General features: G+C 67.0%; 15 protein-coding genes. 6 read left to right on the top strand and 9 right to left on the bottom strand.

Annotated elements, in window-relative coordinates; genetic code table 11:
* Positions 1-15 precede the first annotated feature (15 nt).
* The 4 genes from ACWF0M_RS01160 (at position 16) to ACWF0M_RS01145 (ending at position 10,572) form a co-directional block, all read left to right on the top strand.
* Positions 16-6,171 (top strand): RHS repeat-associated core domain-containing protein, encoded by a 6,156-nt coding sequence (locus tag ACWF0M_RS01160; RefSeq protein WP_452233557.1) that lies wholly within the window; start codon positions 16-18, stop codon positions 6,169-6,171.
* Positions 6,172-6,354: 183 nt separating this feature from the next.
* Entirely contained in the window at positions 6,355-8,370 is a 2,016-nt protein-coding gene (locus ACWF0M_RS01155; RefSeq protein ID WP_452233556.1) for a TRAP transporter permease, read from the top strand.
* Positions 8,367-9,344, top strand: coding sequence for a TAXI family TRAP transporter solute-binding subunit (locus tag ACWF0M_RS01150; protein ID WP_452233555.1), 978 nt, complete (start codon positions 8,367-8,369; stop codon positions 9,342-9,344). Before ACWF0M_RS01155 ends, ACWF0M_RS01150 begins: the two co-directional genes overlap by 4 nt.
* 73 nt (positions 9,345-9,417) lie before the next feature.
* On the top strand, positions 9,418-10,572 hold the full coding sequence (locus ACWF0M_RS01145) for a helix-turn-helix domain-containing protein (protein ID WP_452233554.1): 1,155 nt from the start codon (positions 9,418-9,420) through the stop codon (positions 10,570-10,572).
* A gap of 51 nt (positions 10,573-10,623) precedes the next feature.
* Here ACWF0M_RS01145 and ACWF0M_RS01140 read toward each other — a convergent pair whose 3' ends face one another.
* From ACWF0M_RS01140 to ACWF0M_RS01100, 9 genes are all read right to left on the bottom strand, one after another.
* Complete coding sequence (locus ACWF0M_RS01140) at positions 10,624-11,427, bottom strand: MBL fold metallo-hydrolase (RefSeq protein ID WP_452233553.1); 804 nt, start codon at positions 11,425-11,427, stop codon at positions 10,624-10,626.
* Positions 11,428-11,444: 17 nt separating this feature from the next.
* Entirely contained in the window at positions 11,445-12,212 is a 768-nt protein-coding gene (locus tag ACWF0M_RS01135) for a maleylpyruvate isomerase family mycothiol-dependent enzyme (protein WP_452233552.1), read from the bottom strand.
* A gap of 22 nt (positions 12,213-12,234) precedes the next feature.
* Positions 12,235-12,840, bottom strand: a complete 606-nt coding sequence (locus tag ACWF0M_RS01130) for a TetR/AcrR family transcriptional regulator (RefSeq protein ID WP_452233551.1) — start codon at positions 12,838-12,840, stop codon at positions 12,235-12,237.
* 142 nt (positions 12,841-12,982) lie between these two features.
* Positions 12,983-13,993 (bottom strand): RNA polymerase subunit sigma-70, encoded by a 1,011-nt coding sequence (locus ACWF0M_RS01125; RefSeq protein ID WP_452233550.1) that lies wholly within the window; start codon positions 13,991-13,993, stop codon positions 12,983-12,985.
* Between the two features lie 23 nt (positions 13,994-14,016).
* The gene (locus ACWF0M_RS01120) at positions 14,017-15,009 is read right to left on the bottom strand and encodes a quinone oxidoreductase family protein (RefSeq protein ID WP_452233549.1); all 993 of its coding nucleotides are present in this window, start codon (positions 15,007-15,009) and stop codon (positions 14,017-14,019) included.
* Between the two features lie 98 nt (positions 15,010-15,107).
* Positions 15,108-15,500, bottom strand: coding sequence for a hypothetical protein (locus ACWF0M_RS01115; RefSeq protein WP_452233548.1), 393 nt, complete (start codon positions 15,498-15,500; stop codon positions 15,108-15,110).
* The gene (locus tag ACWF0M_RS01110; protein WP_452233547.1) at positions 15,497-16,873 is read right to left on the bottom strand and encodes a DUF4331 domain-containing protein; all 1,377 of its coding nucleotides are present in this window, start codon (positions 16,871-16,873) and stop codon (positions 15,497-15,499) included. Before ACWF0M_RS01110 ends, ACWF0M_RS01115 begins: the two co-directional genes overlap by 4 nt.
* 39 nt (positions 16,874-16,912) lie before the next feature.
* Positions 16,913-17,191: a twin-arginine translocation signal domain-containing protein gene (locus tag ACWF0M_RS01105; protein WP_452233546.1), complete on the bottom strand. Its 279-nt coding sequence runs from the start codon at positions 17,189-17,191 to the stop codon at positions 16,913-16,915.
* Positions 17,192-17,794: 603 nt separating this feature from the next.
* The gene (locus ACWF0M_RS01100; protein WP_452233545.1) at positions 17,795-18,037 is read right to left on the bottom strand and encodes a hypothetical protein; all 243 of its coding nucleotides are present in this window, start codon (positions 18,035-18,037) and stop codon (positions 17,795-17,797) included.
* 16 nt (positions 18,038-18,053) lie between these two features.
* Here ACWF0M_RS01100 and ACWF0M_RS01095 point away from each other — a divergent pair, with 16 nt between their 5' ends.
* Together ACWF0M_RS01095 and ACWF0M_RS01090 are read left to right on the top strand one after the other, a co-directional pair.
* Positions 18,054-18,599, top strand: coding sequence for a sensor domain-containing protein (locus tag ACWF0M_RS01095; RefSeq protein ID WP_452233544.1), 546 nt, complete (start codon positions 18,054-18,056; stop codon positions 18,597-18,599).
* A 233-nt stretch (positions 18,600-18,832) separates the two neighbouring features.
* Positions 18,833-19,648: an alpha/beta fold hydrolase gene (locus ACWF0M_RS01090; protein ID WP_452233543.1), complete on the top strand. Its 816-nt coding sequence runs from the start codon at positions 18,833-18,835 to the stop codon at positions 19,646-19,648.
* The last annotated feature ends 12 nt before the right edge of the window (positions 19,649-19,660 follow it).

Below are 19,660 nucleotides of genomic sequence, written 5' to 3'. Positions count from 1 at the left end.
GAAAGGAGTGGCGCCATGCTGGTGCCGTTCACCGGAATAGTCACGGCCATCGCGCTCGCTGCCGGCAGCCTGGTCGACGTACCCGCCTTGCACGCCGATGTTGGTACGTCGGATGCGTGGCGGCCCGCGGCGCAGACCGAGTGGTCGGTGCCTGGGCACGATTCCGCCCCGAGGTCGCGTCCGGCCGACCCGAAGGCGGCGTCCGTGCTGCATCAACCTCCACAGGTGAGTCGACCGGAGCCGGGTGAAGCGGAGGTGTCGCTCCCCGGCGACGGCACCACTACGCAGGCCGGCCGGTTGCCGGTTCGGGTCGGCGCCGGGCGGGTCCAGGGCGCTGCGTCGACGCCCGTGAATCGTGTACGCGTTCGGGTTCACGACCGTTCGGCCGCCGAAAAGGTCGGCGTTTCGGGGATGCTGTTCAGCGTCGGTCGCACCGACCTTGCGAGCAGTGGCCAGGTGAAGGTCGAGGTGGACTACTCGGCGTTCCGTTCGGCGTACGGCGGTGATTGGGCAAGCCGGCTGCGCCTGGTGCGCCTGCCGGCGTGTGCGCTGACCACACCGGACAAGGCCGGGTGCTCGGACGGGCAGGTGCTGAAGTCCAGTGTCACCGGCGACAACCGGATCGCTACCGAGGTCGCCGCGTCGAGTACGGCGACGGTGCTGGCGTTGTCGTCGGCGCCGGCGGGCAGCGCAGGCAGCTACAAGCCGACCGCGTTGTCGGCGTCGGCGTCGTGGAACGCCGGCGGCTCGTCTGGTGCGTTCACGTGGGGTTACCCGATGGATGCCCCGGACGGTCTCGGCGGCCCGGAACCGGATCTGAATCTGGGCTACTCGTCGGGTGACATCGACGGCCGGGTGGCGTCGACGAACAACCAGTCGTCGTGGGTCGGGGAAGGCTGGGGCCTGGACGAGGGGTTCGTAGAGCGGCGGTACACGTCGTGCGCGGACGAGGTGACGACGACACCGAAGCCGCAGGACCTGTGCTGGGAGACCGACAACGCCTACCTGGTGTTGGGTGGGACCGCGTCCGAACTGGTCCGTGACGACACCACCGGTGTCTGGAAGCTGCGGGAGGATGACGGTTCGCGGCTGGACCGGTTGACCGGCGGAGTGAACGGCGACAACGACGGCGAGCACTGGCGGCTGACGTCGCGGGACGGCACGCAGTACTACTTCGGGTTGAACCGGCTGCCGGGGTGGGCCGCGGGTAACGAGGAGACCGGTTCGGTCTGGACGGCGTCGGTGTTCGGCAACGACGCGGGCGAGCCGTGTCACGGGGCGTCGTTCGCGGCGTCGTACTGCACGCAGGCGTGGCGCTGGAACCTGGACTACGTCGTCGACCCGAACGGCAACGCGATGTCGTACTTCTACGGCAGCGAGACGAACTACTACGGCCGGAACCTGACCGCGACCGCCGGCACCCAGTACGTGCGCGGCGGGTACCTGAAGCGGGTCGACTACGGCCAGCGGTCCACGTCGATGTACTCAGCGGCGGCGCCGATGCGGGTGTCGTTCACGGTGGACGAGCGCTGCGCGGCGGGTGCGACCTGCGGCACCGGCGACATCACGTCGGCCAATGCCGCGAACTGGCCGGATGTGCCGTACGACCAGAACTGTTCGGCGGGTAAGTCGTGCACGGGGTTGTATTCGCCGACGTTCTGGACGCGCAAGCGGTTGGCGACGGTGACGACCCAGCTGTGGGTGTCCGGAACGACCTACCGGGATGCGACGTCGTGGGCGTTGGGCTACGAGTTCCGTGACCCTGGTGACGGAACATCGCCGTCGATGTGGCTGGCGTCGATCACCGCGACCGGCAAGGTCGGCGGGACCGCGTCGCTGCCTTCGGTGACGTTCCAAGGTACGCAACTGGCCAACCGGGTGGACGCCGCGGAAGGGATTCCGCCGATGTACAAGTGGCGGATGACCGACGTGTACGACGAGGCCGGCGGGCACGTCCACGTGAACTACTCGGCGCCGGAGTGTACGGCGGGTTCGTTGCCGGCTCCGGACCAGAACACCAAGCGGTGTTTCCCGCAGTACTGGCAGGCCGACGGGTCGGACTCGTTGACGCGGGACTGGTTCCACAAGTACGTGCCGGTCACGGTGCTGGAGGATGACCAGGCCGGCGTGGCCGGGACCGAGCGTACCGACTACGAGTACGTCGGCGGCGGCGCGTGGCACTACGACGACAATGAGCTGACCCCGGCGAAGTACCGCACGTGGGGACAGTGGCGCGGCTACGGCCAGGTCCGGGAGCTCCACGGCAACCCCGGTGAGACCCGCTCCCAGGAGGAGAACCTGTACCTGCGCGGCATGGACGGCGACAAGCTCCCGAACGGCGGCACCCGCTCGGTGACCGTCACCGACTCGCTCGGTGGCACGATCACCGATCACCCCGCGCTCGCCGGATTCGAACGCGAGTCCCTCACCTACACCGAGGCCGGCGGCAGCGTGCTCGAGGGGGTGATCACCGACCCGTTGATCTCCGCCCCCACCGCCACCCAGGTCACCCGCAACGGCACGATCAAGGCCTACATGGTCAACGAGGCCGCCGAACGGTCCCGCGAAGCGCTGTCGTCCGGTGGATGGCGCAACACCGAGACCCGCACCACCTACGACTCCTACGGACTCGCAGTCGAGGAGAACGACCTCGGCGACACCGCCAAGACCGGCGACGAGCAATGCACCCGCACCACGTACGCCCGCAACACCTCGGCGTGGCTGATCGATTTCGAGGCCCGCGAACAGACTGTGTCCGTGGCCTGCACCGTGACACCGTCGTACCCGGCCGACGCGGTGTCGGACGACCTGACCTACTACGACGGATCCACCACTGTGGGTGCGGCGCCGACCAAGGGTGACGAGACCCTCTCCAAGGAACTCGCCTCCTACTCGGGCACGACGCCGGTCTACACCCAGGAGGGACGCACGGTCTACGACACGTACGGCCGGCCGATCGAGACCTACGACCAGCTGGACCGGAAGTCGTCGGCCACCTATACCCCGGCCAGTGGCGCGGCCGTCACCGCTATCACCGTGACCAACCCGGCCGGGTATGTGACCACGACGACCGTCGAGCCTGCGTTCGGCGAGTCGGTCGCCGAGGTCGATCAGAACGGGCGGCGTACCGACACGACGCGGGACCCGCTCGGCCGGATCACCGCGGTGTGGCTGCCGGACCGGTCCAAGGCTGCCGGAAAGACCCCGAACACGAAGTACACCTACCTGATCCGCCAGGACGCGCCGTCGGTGATCACCACCGAGGAGGTCCGCGACGACGGCACGTACGAGGCCACCTACGACCTGTTCGACGGGCAGTTGCGCGAACGGCAGACCCAGGACCCCGCGGCTGACGGCGGCCGGGTCGTGACCGACACGTTCTACGACTCACGCGGCCTCGAGGTGAAGTCCAACGGCGCGTACTGGAACAACGGCACCGCCGGTACGACGCTACTGACCGGGGTAACCGACGCGGCCGTGCCCGGCCAGGACCTGACCGTCTACGACGGCGCCGAACGCGAAACGGTGGAGATCTTCCGCTCGCACGGGTTCGAGAAGTGGCGCACCACCACCACCTATGGCGGAGACCGCGTCAGCGTGGACCCGCCGGACGGCGATACGGCCACCACGTCCATCACCGATGCCGACGACGCGGTGGTAGAGCTGCGCCAGTACACCGGCGGCTCGCCGACCGGTTCGTACGACGCGACCACCTACACCTACAACAACCGCGGCGACATGGTCGCCACGACCGACCCGGCGGGCAACACCTGGGACACCGCCTACGACCTGCGCGGCCGGGTGACCCAACGCGAAGACCCTGACACCGGGACGAGTAGTTTCACCTACGACAACGCCGGCCAGATGCTCACCAGCACCGACGCCCGCGGCACCACCCTCGCTTACACGTACGACGCCATGGGTCGCCGTACCGGGATGTACGACGGATCCACCTCCGGCACCAAACGTGCTCAGTGGACCTACGACACACTCGTCTCGGGCACAACCGTCAAGGGGGTGCTCGCGACCTCGACCCGCTTCGTCAACGGCAACGCCTACACCAAGTCGGTCGACGCCTACGACATCCGGTACCGGCCGCTGACCAGCACGGTCACGGTTCCCGCGTCCGAGGGCGCGTTGGCCGGGTCGTACAAGGCCAACACCGGCTACACCGCCACCGGGCTGCCTTCGCTGGTGTCCTACCCGGCAGCGGGTGGGCTCGCGGCGGAGACGCTGCGGTACGGCTACGACGCGGCCGGCCGGTTGCAGACCGCGGGCAGTGGTCTCGGCACGATGCTCACCGCGGCGACCTACACGCCGTACGACGAAGTCGCCCAGTCGACCCTGTCCGCCGCCTCCGGCAAGCAGCTCGTCCACACCGCGTTCTACGACGACGCGACCCGGAACCTGGACCGGGTCCTGGTCGACCGCTCCACTGCCCCCGAACACCTGGCGGACGTGAAGTACACCTACGACCCGGCCGGCAACATCACCAAGATCGCCGACACACCCCAAGGCGGTACGAGTGATGTCCAGTGCTTCAGCTACGACTACCTGCGCCGACTCACCGAGGCATGGACCCCTGGTGCCGACTGTGCCACCCAGCCCAGCGCCGGCGCACTGGCCGGACCCGCGGCGTACTGGCAGGGCTGGACCTACGACAAGACCGGCAACCGGCTCAGCGAGACCAACCACGACCCGGTCACCGGCGCCGCCACCACCTCCAACTACACCTACCCCGCCGCCGGAGGATCCCGGCCGCACACGCTGACCAGCGTCGCCACCGGCACCCGGACCGACACCTTCACCTACGATGCCGACGGCAACACCACGGCCCGCAACGTCGCCGGCAAGGCCCAGACTCTCGCCTGGGACGCCGAAGGCAACCTGGCCACCATCACCGAGAACGGCAAGACCACCAGCTACCTGTACGACGCCGACGGTGAGCGGCTGATCGCCCGCGACACCGACGGCACCACCCTCTACCTCGACAACTCCGAACTCCACCTCAGCCCCACCGGCACGGTGACAGCCACCCGCTACTACGACCTCGGCGCCCCCAGCGCCGTCCGAAACGAGTCGGGTCTCACCTTCACCGTCGCCGACCACAACGGCACCAACACCCTTTCGGTCAACGCCACCGACCTCAGCCAGGAGCAGCGCCGCTTCACGCCCTTCGGCGTTGACCGCGGCACGAAGCCCACGGTCTGGCCCGACAAACACGGCTACGTCGACGGCGTCGACGATCCCACCGGCCTGACCCACCTTGGCGCCCGCGAATACGACTCCGCCCGCGGACGCTTCATCTCCACCGACCCCGTCGCCGACTTCGACAACCCGCAACAGCTCAACGGCTACGCGTACGCCGACAACACCCCGATCACGGCCAGCGACCCCGACGGCGAATGGCGCGTCCTGCCCGGCGGCCACTACTGCGACGGCTGCGGCGGCTACAACAACGCCCCGAAGAAGAAGAAATCCGCGGCGAAGAAACACAAGAAAGCCACCAAGAGTGCCGCCTCCCGCTACTACTGCGACAGCTGCGACTACCAGCGCTACCTCGCGAAGAAGAAGAAGGAGAAGATAGCCGCAGCCAAGAGGGCCGCCAAGAAGGCCGCAGCCAAGAAGGCGCGCGAGAAGGCGGCCAAGCTCAAGGCGAAGAAGGCCAAGAAACACGCCAAGAAGCCCAAGAAGAAGGAACACCGCAAGGCGAAACACCGGCCCAAGAAGGCCGGGAACTCCATCCTCGGCGGCGAGGCCTGGGCGCAGGTGAAGATTGCCGGCGCCGGCTTCGCGGTCTGCCGGTTCATCCGGGGCACCCCGGCGAACACCTGCGCCGTCCTCGGCTCGGCGCTCGCGAAGGGGGAGGCCGACGGCGGCCAGTGGCACGCCGTCAAGTGGTACGTCTACGCCCGTGGCACCTGGACCCTCTACCGGGTCGGCGAGATCTGGAAGAAGGGCGGCGTCACCCCGCGCGGGCAACTCGGCAAGGTCAAGGGCGAGTTCAAAGCCGATGGAAGGGCCTTCAGGCGAGGCCTCGGCCTGTGGCTCCTCTACGACATGCTCGGCGGAGACACCCGCTCTCCACATCGCAACGACAAGCCCAAGCAGAAGACGAAGTGCCTGGTCTCGTGGAGGGCCTGGGGGCACAACATCTTCAGTATCTGCTGAGCCTGAACGCAAGTTCTGCCTGCACCGGCGGGGATCACCCCGCCGGTGCAGGCGTCCGTCTGGCCTCCGGACAGTGTTGTCCAGGGATTCTTCTTAAGGCGAGGTAAGGATGCGGCACTGGGGGTTGTGAGATACCTGCGAACTGAGGATTGTTTGCGGAAGATCATTCACAGGAGGCCCCTTATGACTGTCGATTCGGTGAGTACCGGACCGAGTGCAGAGGAGCTGGCTGCTTTCGAGCAGGAAAGGCCGGCGCGGAGGCTGAGCCCGGCCCTGGACCGCGCTATCTCGGTGGGCTGCGCCTTGGTCAGTGTCGGCGTTCTGGTGCAGGTATTCTTTCCGATTCCGGCAGGGACGCAGTTCTACCTGATGCTGTTTCTTGCCGCGGTGTTGCCGGGTGCGCTGCTGTGTTACCGCGGTTGGCGTGTGCCGGCGTTCCTGAACCCGTTCCGCGGAGATCGACGCCGCGACGACCCGCCCGTGGCGGACTGGGTTCTGGCGTCGGTTGCGCTGGTGGTCTCGCTGTATCCGTTGCTGGACTTCGACGCGTTTCTGGAGCGGCGGCAGGCTCCTACGCAGCTCGATCTGCTGGCGGGGACGTTGCTGCTGGTGCTCGCGTTGGAGGCCTGTCGGCGTACGACGGGCTGGGTTCTGCCGGTGGTGAGCCTGTTGTTCATCGGATACGCCTATTACGGCGGCTATTTGCCGTACACCTGGTCCTTGGCGCACCAAGGTTTCGACTTCTCGGCGATCGTGGCGCAGTTGTTCATGGGTACGGCGGGATTTTACGGGACGCCGTTGGCGGTGGCGGCAAGTTACATCGTCCTGTTCACGATCTATGGCGCTGTGCTGGACGCCTCGGGTGCGGGGAAGTTCTTCATCGACGTGTCGTTCGCGGCTTTCAAACGCAGCCGCACGGCGCCTGGGCGGACCGTCACACTGGCGGGCTTCTTGCTGGGCACGGTGTCGGGTTCCGGTACGGCGACGGCGGTGTCGCTGGGCACGGTCGCCTGGCCGATCCTGCGCCGCGCGGGATATCCGTCCGAGCCGGCGGGCGGCATGCTGGCAGCGGCCGGTATCGGGGCGATCCTGTCGCCGCCCACGCTCGGCGCGGCGGCGTTCATCATCGCCGAGTACCTCCAGGTGAGCTATCTCGTGGTGCTCGGCTACGCGACGGTCCCGACCGTCTTGTATTACCTCGGCATCTTGCTGGCGATCGAGATGGACGCCCGGCGGCACGGCACGGAAGCGGCCGAGCCGTCGACCCGGTCGGCGCGCCGGCTGCTGCTGCGGTTCGGGTACCACTTCGTGTCGCTGTTCCTCATCATCGGCTTCATGGCGATGGACATTCCGCCGTTCAAGGCCGTCGTCTACGCGACGTTGCTGCAGATCGGGCTGTCGTTCCTGGACCGTGAGCACCAGTTGACGCCACGCCGGCTCGGCGTGGCACTCGCGCAGGGCACCCGCTCGGTGCTTCCCGTCGTGGCGACCTGTGCCGTAGCCGGCATCATCGTCGCAGTCGTCACCCAGACCGGTCTCGGCCTGAACCTGGCCGAGATCATCGTGTCCGCGGCATCCGCGATCTCCGAGAACCACACCGTGGTGCTGATCACGACCGTCACGCTGTCGGCGTTCGCGGTCATGGTGCTCGGGTTGGCGGTGCCCGTCACCGCATCGTTCATCATCGCCGCCGTGGTGATCGCGCCCGCCCTTTTCCAGCTCGGCGTGGCCCCGGCCGAGGCGTACATGTTCATCTTCTACTACGCCGTCCTGTCGGAGGTCTCGCCGCCCACCGCTCTGGCTGCCGTCGCGACGGCGGCGATCACCGGCGGGCGGGCGATCCCGACGATGTGGCAGGCGTGGAAGTACACGCTGCCTGCGTTCCTGGTGCCGTTCGCGTTCGTGCTGACGCCGAACGGGGCCAACCTGCTAGGCCTTGAGGGACTGGGAGGTGCGGCGTGGACGCTGGTGGTCTCGGCGCTCGCCGTCGCCGCGCTGGCGGTGGTCACCGGTGGATGGATCGCCGTCCGGGCCGGCCGGCTGGAGCGTGTCCTCTGCTTCCCTGCCGCGTTGCTGTTGCTGTATCTCGCACCCGCCACGATCGGCGTCGGCCTGGGGCTGCTCGGGGTCGCCGTCGTCATCAACCTCGCACGGCGTCAACGCCTGCAGAACACCACGGAAGGGCCATTACCCACATGAGATTCCGTTCTTTGTCCACTCTGGTGGTCGCACTCGCGTTGACGGTCTCGATGGCCGCCTGCGGCGGGCAACGCAAGGCCGAGAAGGGTGACGGCGCGGGAGGTGGTCGCCTCACGATCGCCACCGGTAACACCACCGGCGTGTACTACCAACTCGGCGGTGCCCTGGCCGCACTGATCTCGGACAAACTCGAGGGCTACCGCGCCACCGCCAGCGAGACCGGCGCCTCCGTGCAGAACATCCAAGGACTGACCGCCGGGAACTACGACATCGCCTTTTCCCTGGCCGACACCGCCGCCGACGCGGTCGAGGGCAAGAACAGCTTCGCCGCGCCACAGGACGTCGTCGCGCTGACCCGGCTGTACTCGAACTACACCCAGGTCGTCGTGCGGGCGTCGTCCGGCATCACGAAGATCGCCGATCTGAAGGGCAAGCGGGTCTCTACCGGTTCGCCGAACTCCGGCACCGAGGTGATCGCGCGGCGCCTGCTCACCGCCGCCGGCGTCGACCCGGTGAAAGGCATCACGGCCCAGCGGCTCGGCCTGCCCGAGTCGGTGGACGCGATGAAGAGCGGACAGATCGACGCGTTGGTCTGGTCCGGCGGCCTGCCCACCAGCGGCATCACCGACCTCACCACGTCGATGGGCGCCAAGGTGCGCTTCATCCCCCTCGACGACGTGCTGCCCGCCCTGCAGAAGGAGCACGGCAAGGTGTACGCCGCGGGCGTGATCCCGGCCGCGACGTACAAGCAGCCGACCGACACTCCGACGATCATTGTGCCGAACCTGCTGCTGGTGCGTAAGGACATGCCCGACGACCTGGCCGGGAAACTCACCAGCCTGCTCCTCCAGAACATAGAAGCCCTCGTGCAAGTCAATCCCGCGGCCAAAGGGATAGACCTGAAGAACGCCGCAATGACCGATCCAGTGCCCTTGCACGCGGGCGCGAAGAAGGCCATCGACGCACTCGACTGAGCATCCCGGCGGCCCCCGCCCCTTTCGGAATCTGACGCCCAAGGTTCTTTGCCCCGGAATAAGTGAGGCCGCTATGTCAACCGCGATCTGCAGAGGTTCGTCCTATTCGATCAACTCGTGGACGACGGACGACGTGAGACCACCGGAACGTGTCGAATACTGGACGAGCGTCATCAGCGCGGCAACCCGTTACCGGGTGGATCCCACCTGTTCGCCGGGGACCTTCCGGGGGCGGCTGCTTCGCATCGGCACGGTCGCCTACACGCTCGGCCGGGCGTCGGCCGACTGTGCGCAGGGACATCGAACCGCCGCAATGGCGTCCGAGGATCCGCACGACCTCCGCACGCTCATGGTGACGATCCGCGGTCAATTGCTGGTCAGCCAAGATGATCAGGAGTTTCGGGTCGGCCCAGGTGGGGCGTTCTTGGTGTCGTCGAATTCGCCGTTCGAAGCGAAGCTCGACCACGCCGACATCGCGCTGCTGACGATTCCCGGGGCGGAGATGGACAACCGCCTGCGCCCCGGGGCGCGCCGGTCGGCATCCCGGATTCTCGACATCAACCGCGGCTTGGGCCGGGTCCTCGTGGGCATGCTGGGTGAACTGTTCGCCCAGCGGGCACACCTGTCCGCAGCCGAATTCGATGCGGTCTGCGATCGGCTGGTCGATCTGCTGTGCATGCTCGCCGTCGGTGACGACCGACCGGACACCGAGGGCGGCCTGGGCGAGGTCGAAACGATGATCAGACGATACGTGCGAGAGCACGCCACCGATCCGGGGTTGACCGGCGCCACGGTGGCACGTGCCCTGGGCTGGTCGCTGCGGCAGGTCCAGCTGGCCATGCAGCAGGCAGGTACGACGCCCCGGGAACTGATCCGGGAAGAACGACTCGCGCTTGTGCACGAACGCCTGCGCAGCCCTGTTCACATCGTCATCGGCGAGCTCGCCCACAGCTGCGGCTTCTCCTCCAACAGCGTACTGAGTTCCGCATTCCGTCAGCGCTACGGCATGAGCCCTCGGGAATTCAGAGCGCAGTATCTGCTGGACGGATGCGACACGACTCTGCGGAACGGCGCCGGGAAGCCCACGAAGCTCTCCAGCGAGTCCGGCTCGTCAACGTCCGGCCCTAGGCTTCCGCGAGTGGCCCTGTCGGCTGTCGCCGGCGAGAGTCCAGAACGGCCTCCGTCCTCAAACGCACAACGGCGTACGCACCAAGCCGGAGCAGCATGAACCGAATACCGACCGGAACCCGAGGGCATTCGGCCCGGCCGAGCGCACGCTTCAACGTGTAGTGACGGGTTCGAAGCTTGCGAGGAGTGTCTCCAGCGCTTGCTGATCCGGACCGACGAACTCGGGGCCGTCTGGTGCCGCAGCGACGTGGGTGAAGAGTACGTCGTTGAGTCCGACCGCCGGCGGCAGGTGCGAGCTGAGGATCGCCGACGGGTCGAGGCGGCGGATCGGTTCGATCGTCGCGTCGAACTTCACCGGGTCGACCACCCGCGCCCACGGGCTGTCGATCGCCGCCCACAGCAGCATCGCCGACTCCAGATCAGGTGCGTCCCGGACGTCCGCCCCTTGCGCGATCTCCAGAGTCGGCATAGGCCCGCCGAAGCAGTCCGACGAGAAGAACACCCCGCCTTTGCTCTCCTGGAAACCAACCGTGGCCGGGTTGTCGAACAGTGGCGGCCGGTAACCGGTCAAGACACGATCGCCGATGTCAAGGCGCTGCCCAGGGTTGAGGAAGTACACCCGATGCAGCGGCACCTCCCACTGCGTGGACATGATGCCGGCACCGGCGAAGGTGGTGATCAGACGGGCCTGCGGCGCTGCCTCGAGCAGCTGGAACAGTCCGCCGGTGTGGTCGCGATCGGGGTGGGTCAGCCAGATCCAGCGAACATCGCCGGGGTCGATGACCGCCGAGAGGTCGCTCACGAAATCCTTGTCCGCGTTGCTCAAGCCAGTGTCAACAACGACCGGCTGCTCGGCGTGTAGGACGAAGGCGTTGACCGGCAAGAAGCCGATACCGGGAACCTCTGCGGAGTCACTCAGCAGAGTGACGTCAGGTGTGATCGAGTGGACGTGCATTTGGTGCTCCTGGTGATTCAGAACGGAACATGCGTGGCGAGCGGGACGGAGCCTGGCCCGCGTCCCGACAGGGTCCGGCAGAACTCGACTGCGTCCAGCTCGAGCGATTCGCCGTTCGTGCCGTGGCTCCAGATCCCGCCGGCCGGGCCGGTCAGAGTCAGCTGGTACGGGCGCCCATGCCGGCTCGCCCATTCGGAGACGACGTCCGCGACGATGACGCCGTCATGATCCGCGGTCAGTTCCATCGGACGCTCTGTGGCGAGTGCGAGATCGCTGCGGTGCATCCATGGATCGCGGGTGAGGATGATGTCGAGCAGGTAGCCCAGGGTCCAGTCTTCGCGGACGCCGTCGATGAGCTGGGACACGGGCATCGTCCGTCTGCGGATCAGGTACGGCGTGAATCGCCGAGCGCGAGCCGCCCGAGGTCCGAGCGCGCGGAGAGCCGAGACCAGGTCGGCCGGTTTCCGGTCGGTGCGCTCGTTCACCTGGAGCCCGGTGAGCGCATCGATGTACTCGATCCCATCGCGCTGCGCTGCCGCCATCGCCAGCTTCTGCTGACGTGCGGCCTCGAGAGGCCCGGCGGCCATCCTCGCCATGCCGACGATGTGGCACACCAACTGACGCACATCCCAGTCCGGACAGGAAGTCGGCCTGGTCCAGTCCCTCTCCGACAGTCCGGCAAGCAGCTCCACAACTCGCCGGTACTCGGCCGCGGCCAGCCTCATCGCAAGGCGGTGTTCCATCGCCGTGCGGCGTACTGCTCGATGCGGCACATCAGTCGCCATACCCATCTTGCCCCCTGAAGCTTCAAGCGCCGTGTGCTGGAAGGCCGACACCGTCGGCCCACATCTCCACCGCGCGACTGAGCAGCGGGCGACGACTCCGGCCTCCCGGATCGTTCGCGTGCTGCTGGCTGATCAGTCCGCCGACCACGGCGAACAGGATCTCGATCGCATCGCGATCCCGTACGCCGGTGCCGCCGAGAATCTCGATGACGCGGGCAACCACTCGCTCCGACACCGCGAACGACTCGGACGTCGGCTCGAATCCCAGGATCACGCTCTGGTTCATCAACTGGTACCGCGCCAGATCCGCCACCTGGAAGTCGAAGAACAACCGCACGCACCGCAGCACCTTCGCCCGCGGATCCGCGGGCAGTCGTCGCTCCGAGGCGATCAGCAGTTGCTCGTAGTCGGCCCAGGCCTGACCGAACATCGCGTCGTACATCGCCATCTTCGAGTCGAAATGGGTGTACAGCGACGGCGCCCGCATCCCGATCCGATCCGCGACAGCGCGCAGCGTGACCTCGTTCAGCCCTCGTTCACGTGCGATCCCCCAGGCCGCGTCGAGAATCTCCCGACGAGTCGCCTCACGACGTTCGGCCTGCCTATCCCGCTTCGGCGTACCTAACACAGTTAGGAATATCCTCGCCGCCTCCACCACTTGTCAAGACGTCTGGGACGGAAGGTCGATGGCCTTGCCACCAGTGAGCCACAGCGCGGTCATTGCGCGGGATCGCGCAGACCGGCGAGGACATCAATCCAAACCGTTCTCGTCACGACGGATCCACGTCGCCGACCTGGGCCCACCGCGGCAGTACCTCCGGGAAATCGAACGTCGCGACGAGAGCGGGATCGTGGAACTTGATCACGCGTGAGACACCCGTGACGGTTGGGGCCAACACAACCACGCCGTCTGCCCGGAGGGTGCCGCTGGCGTCGCGGTGATACACGACAGCAGCGGGCTGGCCGTTGGCGGCGGTGACGAGCATCCGCCAATCGCCTGGACTGCCCAGCACGTACGCGTCCAGGACGTGGAGGCACATCGTGCGGCCTGACTGCCAGTCACGGAACGGGGTTGCCTCCAGCGTGGCATCCGTGCGCAGTATCTGTTGAAGCAAGCTCGCATCGGAGCGCTCGAAGGCCGCGATGTAGCCCTTCAGCAGCGTGCGCGCCCGTTCGTCAGTCGGCTCGAGGAGCTCCGCCTGCTCCGGATCCAGTTCGTTGAGATGGGCACGTGCGCGCTGCAGTCCGCTCTTGACCGCGGCAGTAGTGGTGCCAAGAATCTCCGCAGTCTCCGCGGCAGAGAAAGCCAGTACGTCGCGCAGCAGGAGAATCACGCGCTGGCGCGACGGCAGGTACTGCAGGCCGGCAATGAGTGCCAACCGCAACGACTCGCGTTCGACAACCACCGCGGCCGGGTCGTCGGAGGGTGGGGCGATCCATGCGTCCGGCAACGGCTCCAACCACGAAACCTCACCTGGCGCGACAAGGGCCGGCGGGCGATCGGGTCCGTCGTACGATCCGCTCAGCCCCGAGGGCAGTACTCGGATCCGCCGCGGTTCCAACGCTCTAAGGCAGACGTTCGTGGCGATCTTGTAGAGCCAGGACCGGGTCGAGGCTCGGCCCTCGAACCCGGCGTACGACCGCCATGCCCGCAGATAGGTCTCCTGCACCAAGTCCTCGGCGTCGTGCGCCGAGCCAACCATCCGGTAGCAGTGCGCCAGCAACTCCCGCCGGAATCGCCCGGTCTCGGCGGTGAACCGCTCGTCACTCGGTTCTGTCACCTCGTGAGGGTAATACCGCGACATCAGGGCAGGAGGGCGAGTTTGCCGATGGTCGACCTGGCCTCGAGTTCCGAGAGCGCCTTGGGACCGTCGGCCAAGTCGTAGGTGGTTGGCTGACCAGGAGTGATCACACCGGCGGCGATGAGCTCGAACAGGTCACCCATGACCTCACCGAAGATCTGCGGCGCGGCCTGACTCAGTACGCCGATGTTCAGGCCGATCACGTGGACCTGGTGCTTGTAGACCAGGTCCCAGTTGGTGATCGAGGCTCCGCCACCCGCCACGCCGTACACGACGACGCGACCGGTGACACGCTTGGCCGCAGCCAGGCTCGCCTCGAGGGTGGCACCGCCGGCGGACTCCAGCACAAGGTCAACGCCTCCGCTGCCGGTCAGGCGCAGCACCTCGGCGGCGACCTGATCGCCCAGGGAGTTCACGACATGGTCGGCGCCGAGCGCCAGCACCGTTTCGTGCTTGCTCGGCGACGCCGTGCCAATGACCGTCGCTCCGTAATGCTTCGCAATCCTCACCGCGACCTGGCCTGTCGCACCTGCCGCAGCGTGGATCAGCACGGTCTGCCCGGCGGTGATACCGCCGAGAGGCTTGAGCGCGGCCAGCGCGGTCGGCCAGCTGACTACCAGACCGAGCGTCTCCTGCTCCGTCCATCCCGCGGGCAGCGGCACCGCCGCGCGCGCCGGCAGCACCATGTACTCAGCGAACCCGCCGCTTCCGACGCCGATGACACGGTCACGTATTCCTGGATCGGTCACCGCCGCACCCACCGCTACGATCTCGCCGGCAGCCTCGAAGCCGGCCAGGTACGGCGGCCGTGGGCCGCCCCCGAACGCGCCACGAGATCTCGAGATATCCGCGTAATTCACGCCGGCCGCGACTACGCGGATCAGAACGTCGTCCGGACCCGGCTTCGGCACCGGCGCATCGGCGATCAGCCGCAGATCCTGCGGGCCGTCGAGCGATGTCTGCTGAAGGGCGCGCATGGTGGCGGGGATGCTCATCGGCGACTGGCCTCTCTCTGGACGTACCTGACGGTCTCATTCAGGTAGATCCCCGCCACCCCGAAAAGGAATCGGCAGCCCGGGTCCCCGGCATCTGGCTAGTGAGGCCAGTCGGCCTCGGTCACGACACCGCCAGCGACCTTCACGATCAGCTGCACGGGTCCGTCGGGACGGACGTAGAGCTCGTAGCTGCCCTGTGGGACTTCGAAGAAGACTGCCGAGTGCACAATCTCTCCCACCGGCGAGGGCCGCGGGACCACCGCCACATGCGGCAGCGCGCTCCCGTGCTCATGACCGTGCCCATGGCCGTGCCCATGACCGTGTGCGTGCTCGACTTGGTTGCTGGAGAAGCGCCCGGCCGGACGGAGTTCGATCTCCTCCCCCTCCAGTTCCGCCGGCATCGTGATGACGAGTGCGCCGATCTCGCCGCCGATGTCCAGCAGGACCGAGGATCCCTTGCCCGCGTGCGGGTTCTCGTCGCCGGTCATCATGCGGCCGGGGTTCCGGGCTTGGACTGGTAGCCGCCGGCCGGCGTACCGAGGTACGGGAACGACGTGAGGTAGTTCGAGTTCGAGTTCGACGTACCGTCCTTGATCGCGGTTGCGGCCGCGTCAGGTTTGTACGACGGATCCACCAGCGGGATCGTGAGACCCGCGATCGCACGCAGTTCCACGGTCACGACGTCGTCGAAGACCCGGCGCCCGTTCGGGAACCCGGCCGCGTCGCCGGCCACCAGACCCAGCGGGTTGGGCGACTTCGCCGGCGGCACCGCGACGTTGAGACGCAGCAGATCGGCTTGTACCGAGCCCGTGTAGTTCTGGAACCCCGGCACGACACCCTTCGGGATCCCGGTCAGCAGGATCGCCGCCAGATCTGCGCGGGGCTTCTTGTACGCCGCCAGATTCGGGAAGACACCCGGGTACAGCACCGGCAACAGACCGGCGAGCTCGGGCTTGGTCACGTACCCGGCGAACCGCTTGTCGTCGTGCGGTGCGTGACTGTTCCACTTGTCCTTGTCGGCCATCGGCACGATGACCTCGTTGAACAAGGGATTCCCGAGCCTGGACACCTGCTTGTGCGGACCGTGCCAGATCGGGATCCCCTGCACGTCGTCGAGGATCTTCGACGCCTGCCGGCTCGCCGACGCATAGACACCGATCACGGCCCTGGGGTCCATCACGTCCGTCGGCTTCCGGCCGTCGCGGGTGAGGTCCGTGATCGGGACCTGCAGCGCGATCGTGTGCACGTTCGATCCCTGCAGACCGTTCACACCCATCGCGGCGGCCGACGGGATCAGGTGGGCCATCTGGAACGGGCGCAGCGTTCCGAGATCGAAGATGCTGCCGAGGTCGGCGAAGAACCCGTCGGCGCGCTGACCCGCGAACACCTTGCGGTGGTTGCCGATCGGGTGGATCGCCTGCGCGGCCAGCTTGGCGTAGTTCGGCGTACTGCGGATTCCTACGTTGACCGGGGGCGCGGGCAGGTTGCGTGCCAGGGTCCGGGAGCGGCCGTTCTCGACCCTGGTCACCGAGTAGTACTGCGGTCGGTTCCAGGTCTGATCGCTGATGGAACTGATCGGTCCGGTGTTGTACAGGAAGGTCTTCTTGTTCCTGATCTCCGCATGGAACCGGAACTGGTAGCTGATGTCGGCACGGCCGGTGCCGCGGTTGGAGATGTGGATCTGGTAGAGCACGTCGTCGCCGAACTCGTAGAAGTTCGGGCCGCCGTACGGGTTCTGGAACGGGATGAAGTTGGCGATCAGCGTCACCGTGTCCGGCTGGTCCGGGCTGACGAACGCGTAGACATCGGTGTTGTCCGCGACCGGGTCCTTCGAGATCTCCGGCGCTTCGCGGTGCGAAGACATGACTGTTCCTCCAATGAAAGCGTGTGGGAATTGATCAGCTCAGGCGGTGGTGGCGCCGGCCAGACGCGCGGCCAACTCGCGATCTGCCCACGCGACCTCGCGGTCCCCGACCAGGATCGCCATCTCCCCGTTCTTCACGTCCTTGACGTGGACGACGAACGACTCGGCAGTCGCCAGGTCCGCCGCGTGCAACTCGTCCCCACCCGCGGCCTCGACGGACCGCTCGCCGAAGATCTTCGACCCCGCCACGGCACCGACCGCGGCTGCGGTCCCCGCTCCGGCGAACACCAGGAAGCCCCGGCGTGTTGCGTCACTCATGTCTGTCCCTTCCTCTCGAAGGGCGCCGGCGACAACCGCCAGCTGCGACCCAGTCGCAGATGATGTGACCTGGATCACATCAACGCCCGACAGGTGTTCGCAGCCGACGCAGGGCCGGATGGGTCGGCCACAGAAACGCAACGCCTCGCACTTCGTAGCGGACGGGTTACCTACAGGCAGACTCTGTTCGCAACAAGCTGCAGAATCGCGTACCAGGTGGCCGATCGCTTCCGAATCGCCTGTCGACTTGGCAGCATGCTCGTGGAACTGCGCGCCTGGCGATGGAAGGAAACGTCGTGGACGAGATCAAGTCCAATGCTTCAGACAGCCGCACCCTCGGGGTGCTCTTCCTCGTGTTCTTGGTGATGCTTGTCGGGGTCGCGATCGCGATCACGATCTGGGGCACCGGGTCCTAGGCCCGCGACGGTTGCTCCTACCGTCGCGCGGCAGGCCTCGACAGCGGACCTCCAATGCTGCTGTCGGTCACGTTTTGGTCACTGCCGTAACGTCGGTGAGCTTCAACCGATTCACTCAATGAGTGCAACCTCGGTTGTTCTGGTGTGCCGGGAAGTCTGGTCGGCAACGCCCGACCCATGCCCTTTCTCACCAGGAGACCTCGATGACGAAATCCCTTCGTACCGTTGCCTGTTCCGCGGTTCTCATGCTCGCGTTGACCGCCTGCTCCGGCGGCACCGACAGCGGCTCGCCCACACCCTCGGGCGCCCCTTCCTCGACCCCGGCGCCCAGCAGTACGGCGCCCAGCAGTACGCCGCCTGCCGTCACGCCGAGCGCCGTACCGTCGTCGACCCCACCCGCCGTACCCGCACGCACCGCGGCCCAGCTCACGAAGGCACTGCTCGCGTTGGCCGATCTGCCACCGGGCTTCTCGCTCGAGAAAGACGACTCGGGCGACGGCTCCGACGTCACCGTGTCGTCGAAAGACAGCCGCTGCGCCAAACTGGTTGCCTACACCAACGCTGACAACCCGCCTGGGTCGAAGGCATCCGCGGGTCAGTCGTACTCCGGTGGCGCGCAAGGCCCGTTCGTCGACGAGAGCATCGACGCCATGGGATCACCGGCGGCCGCCCGGGCACTTCAGAAGTCCTTCAAGCAGGCCATCTCCGGGTGTCGCACGATGACGTTGAAGGTTCCGGGTGAGGGAAGCTCGCCGATCAGCGTCCGTGAGGTCTCCGCGCCGACCGTCGGCACCGACCCGGTCGCCGTCCGCTTCACCGCGACTGCCGGCGCGCTGCAGGGCTTCGAAGTCACCATGGTCACCGTCGCCGTCAACGACGTCATCGTGGCAGTCACCGTGATCAACGGACTGCCCGAAGACCTCGAAGGCGCGACGACAGCGGCGGTGGAGAAGGCACAGGCCACCCTCGGCGCCGCCCGCTCCGGCACCTGACAGCAGGCAATCTCGCTGCCGTTCATCGTCATCGCACTGCGATGCGCGGTCGAGGTAGCGTGACTGTATGGCCACCACCCCCTGCACCGAGCCGCCCGAAACCGCTGCTCAGCGGCCATCATTCCAACTCCTCAACAACGCCACAGCAGGGTCCCTGGACCGGCCCGACCGCAGCGTGACGTGAGGCCCCGGCGAGCGCTTGAGTCCGACGACGTGGTGGGGATGATGGGACGATGAGCCATTCGTCGAACGGTTGGCCTGTGGTGCTCCTGCACGGGTGGCCGGTCACCGAGACGCATTGGCGAGGCCTGTTGCCACTCCTGCGTCGCAGCGGTTTCACATCCGTTCCGGTCACGCTGCCGGGGCTTGGCGAGCCAGCCGAGAGCACACCTAGTTTCAGGAAGAGCGACCTCGCGCACCGCCTCGGCAACGATCTCGGCGAGCGCGGGCTCACCCGCTTCTCGGTGGTAGGCCACGACTGGGGTGGAACGGTCGCGATCCTCCTGGCCGCTGCAATGCCCGAGGCGGTGAACGCGGTCGTGATCGAAGAGGAGATCCTCCCTGGGATCGACGTCGCCATCCCCGCACCAGGTGCTGAGTACTACCCGTCCTGGCATGGACCGTTCAACCGCGCACCCGGCCTCGCGGAACAGCTCGTCCCGGGACGAGAAGACGCCTACTACGGGACGTTCCTCCGCCAGAGCGCCGGCCCGCCAGGGCTCGCCCCGGATGCAGTCCGCTCGTACATCGACGCCTACACGACGAACGATGCTCTGGGAGCCGGGCTCGGCTACTACCGATCCCGGGCCGACGACATCGCCGACGTACGACGACTCCAAGACAATCCGATCCGCACGCCCGTGCTCGCGATCGGAGGACGCTACGCGATGAGCTCCGCCGTCGCGGACGGCCTCCGCACGCTCACAACAGACGTCACCGGCCTCATCCTGGAACGATCCGGCCACTACCCCGCCGAGCAAGAACCCGAACCGGCGGCCCAAGCTATCATCGAGTTCCTCCAACGACACCGCGATCAGCGACCCCAATGACGCCTCACGGAG

The sequence above is a fragment of the Kribbella sp. NPDC055110 genome (genome assembly GCF_053607525.1).
This window is presented reverse-complemented; position numbering and strand designations above follow the sequence as displayed.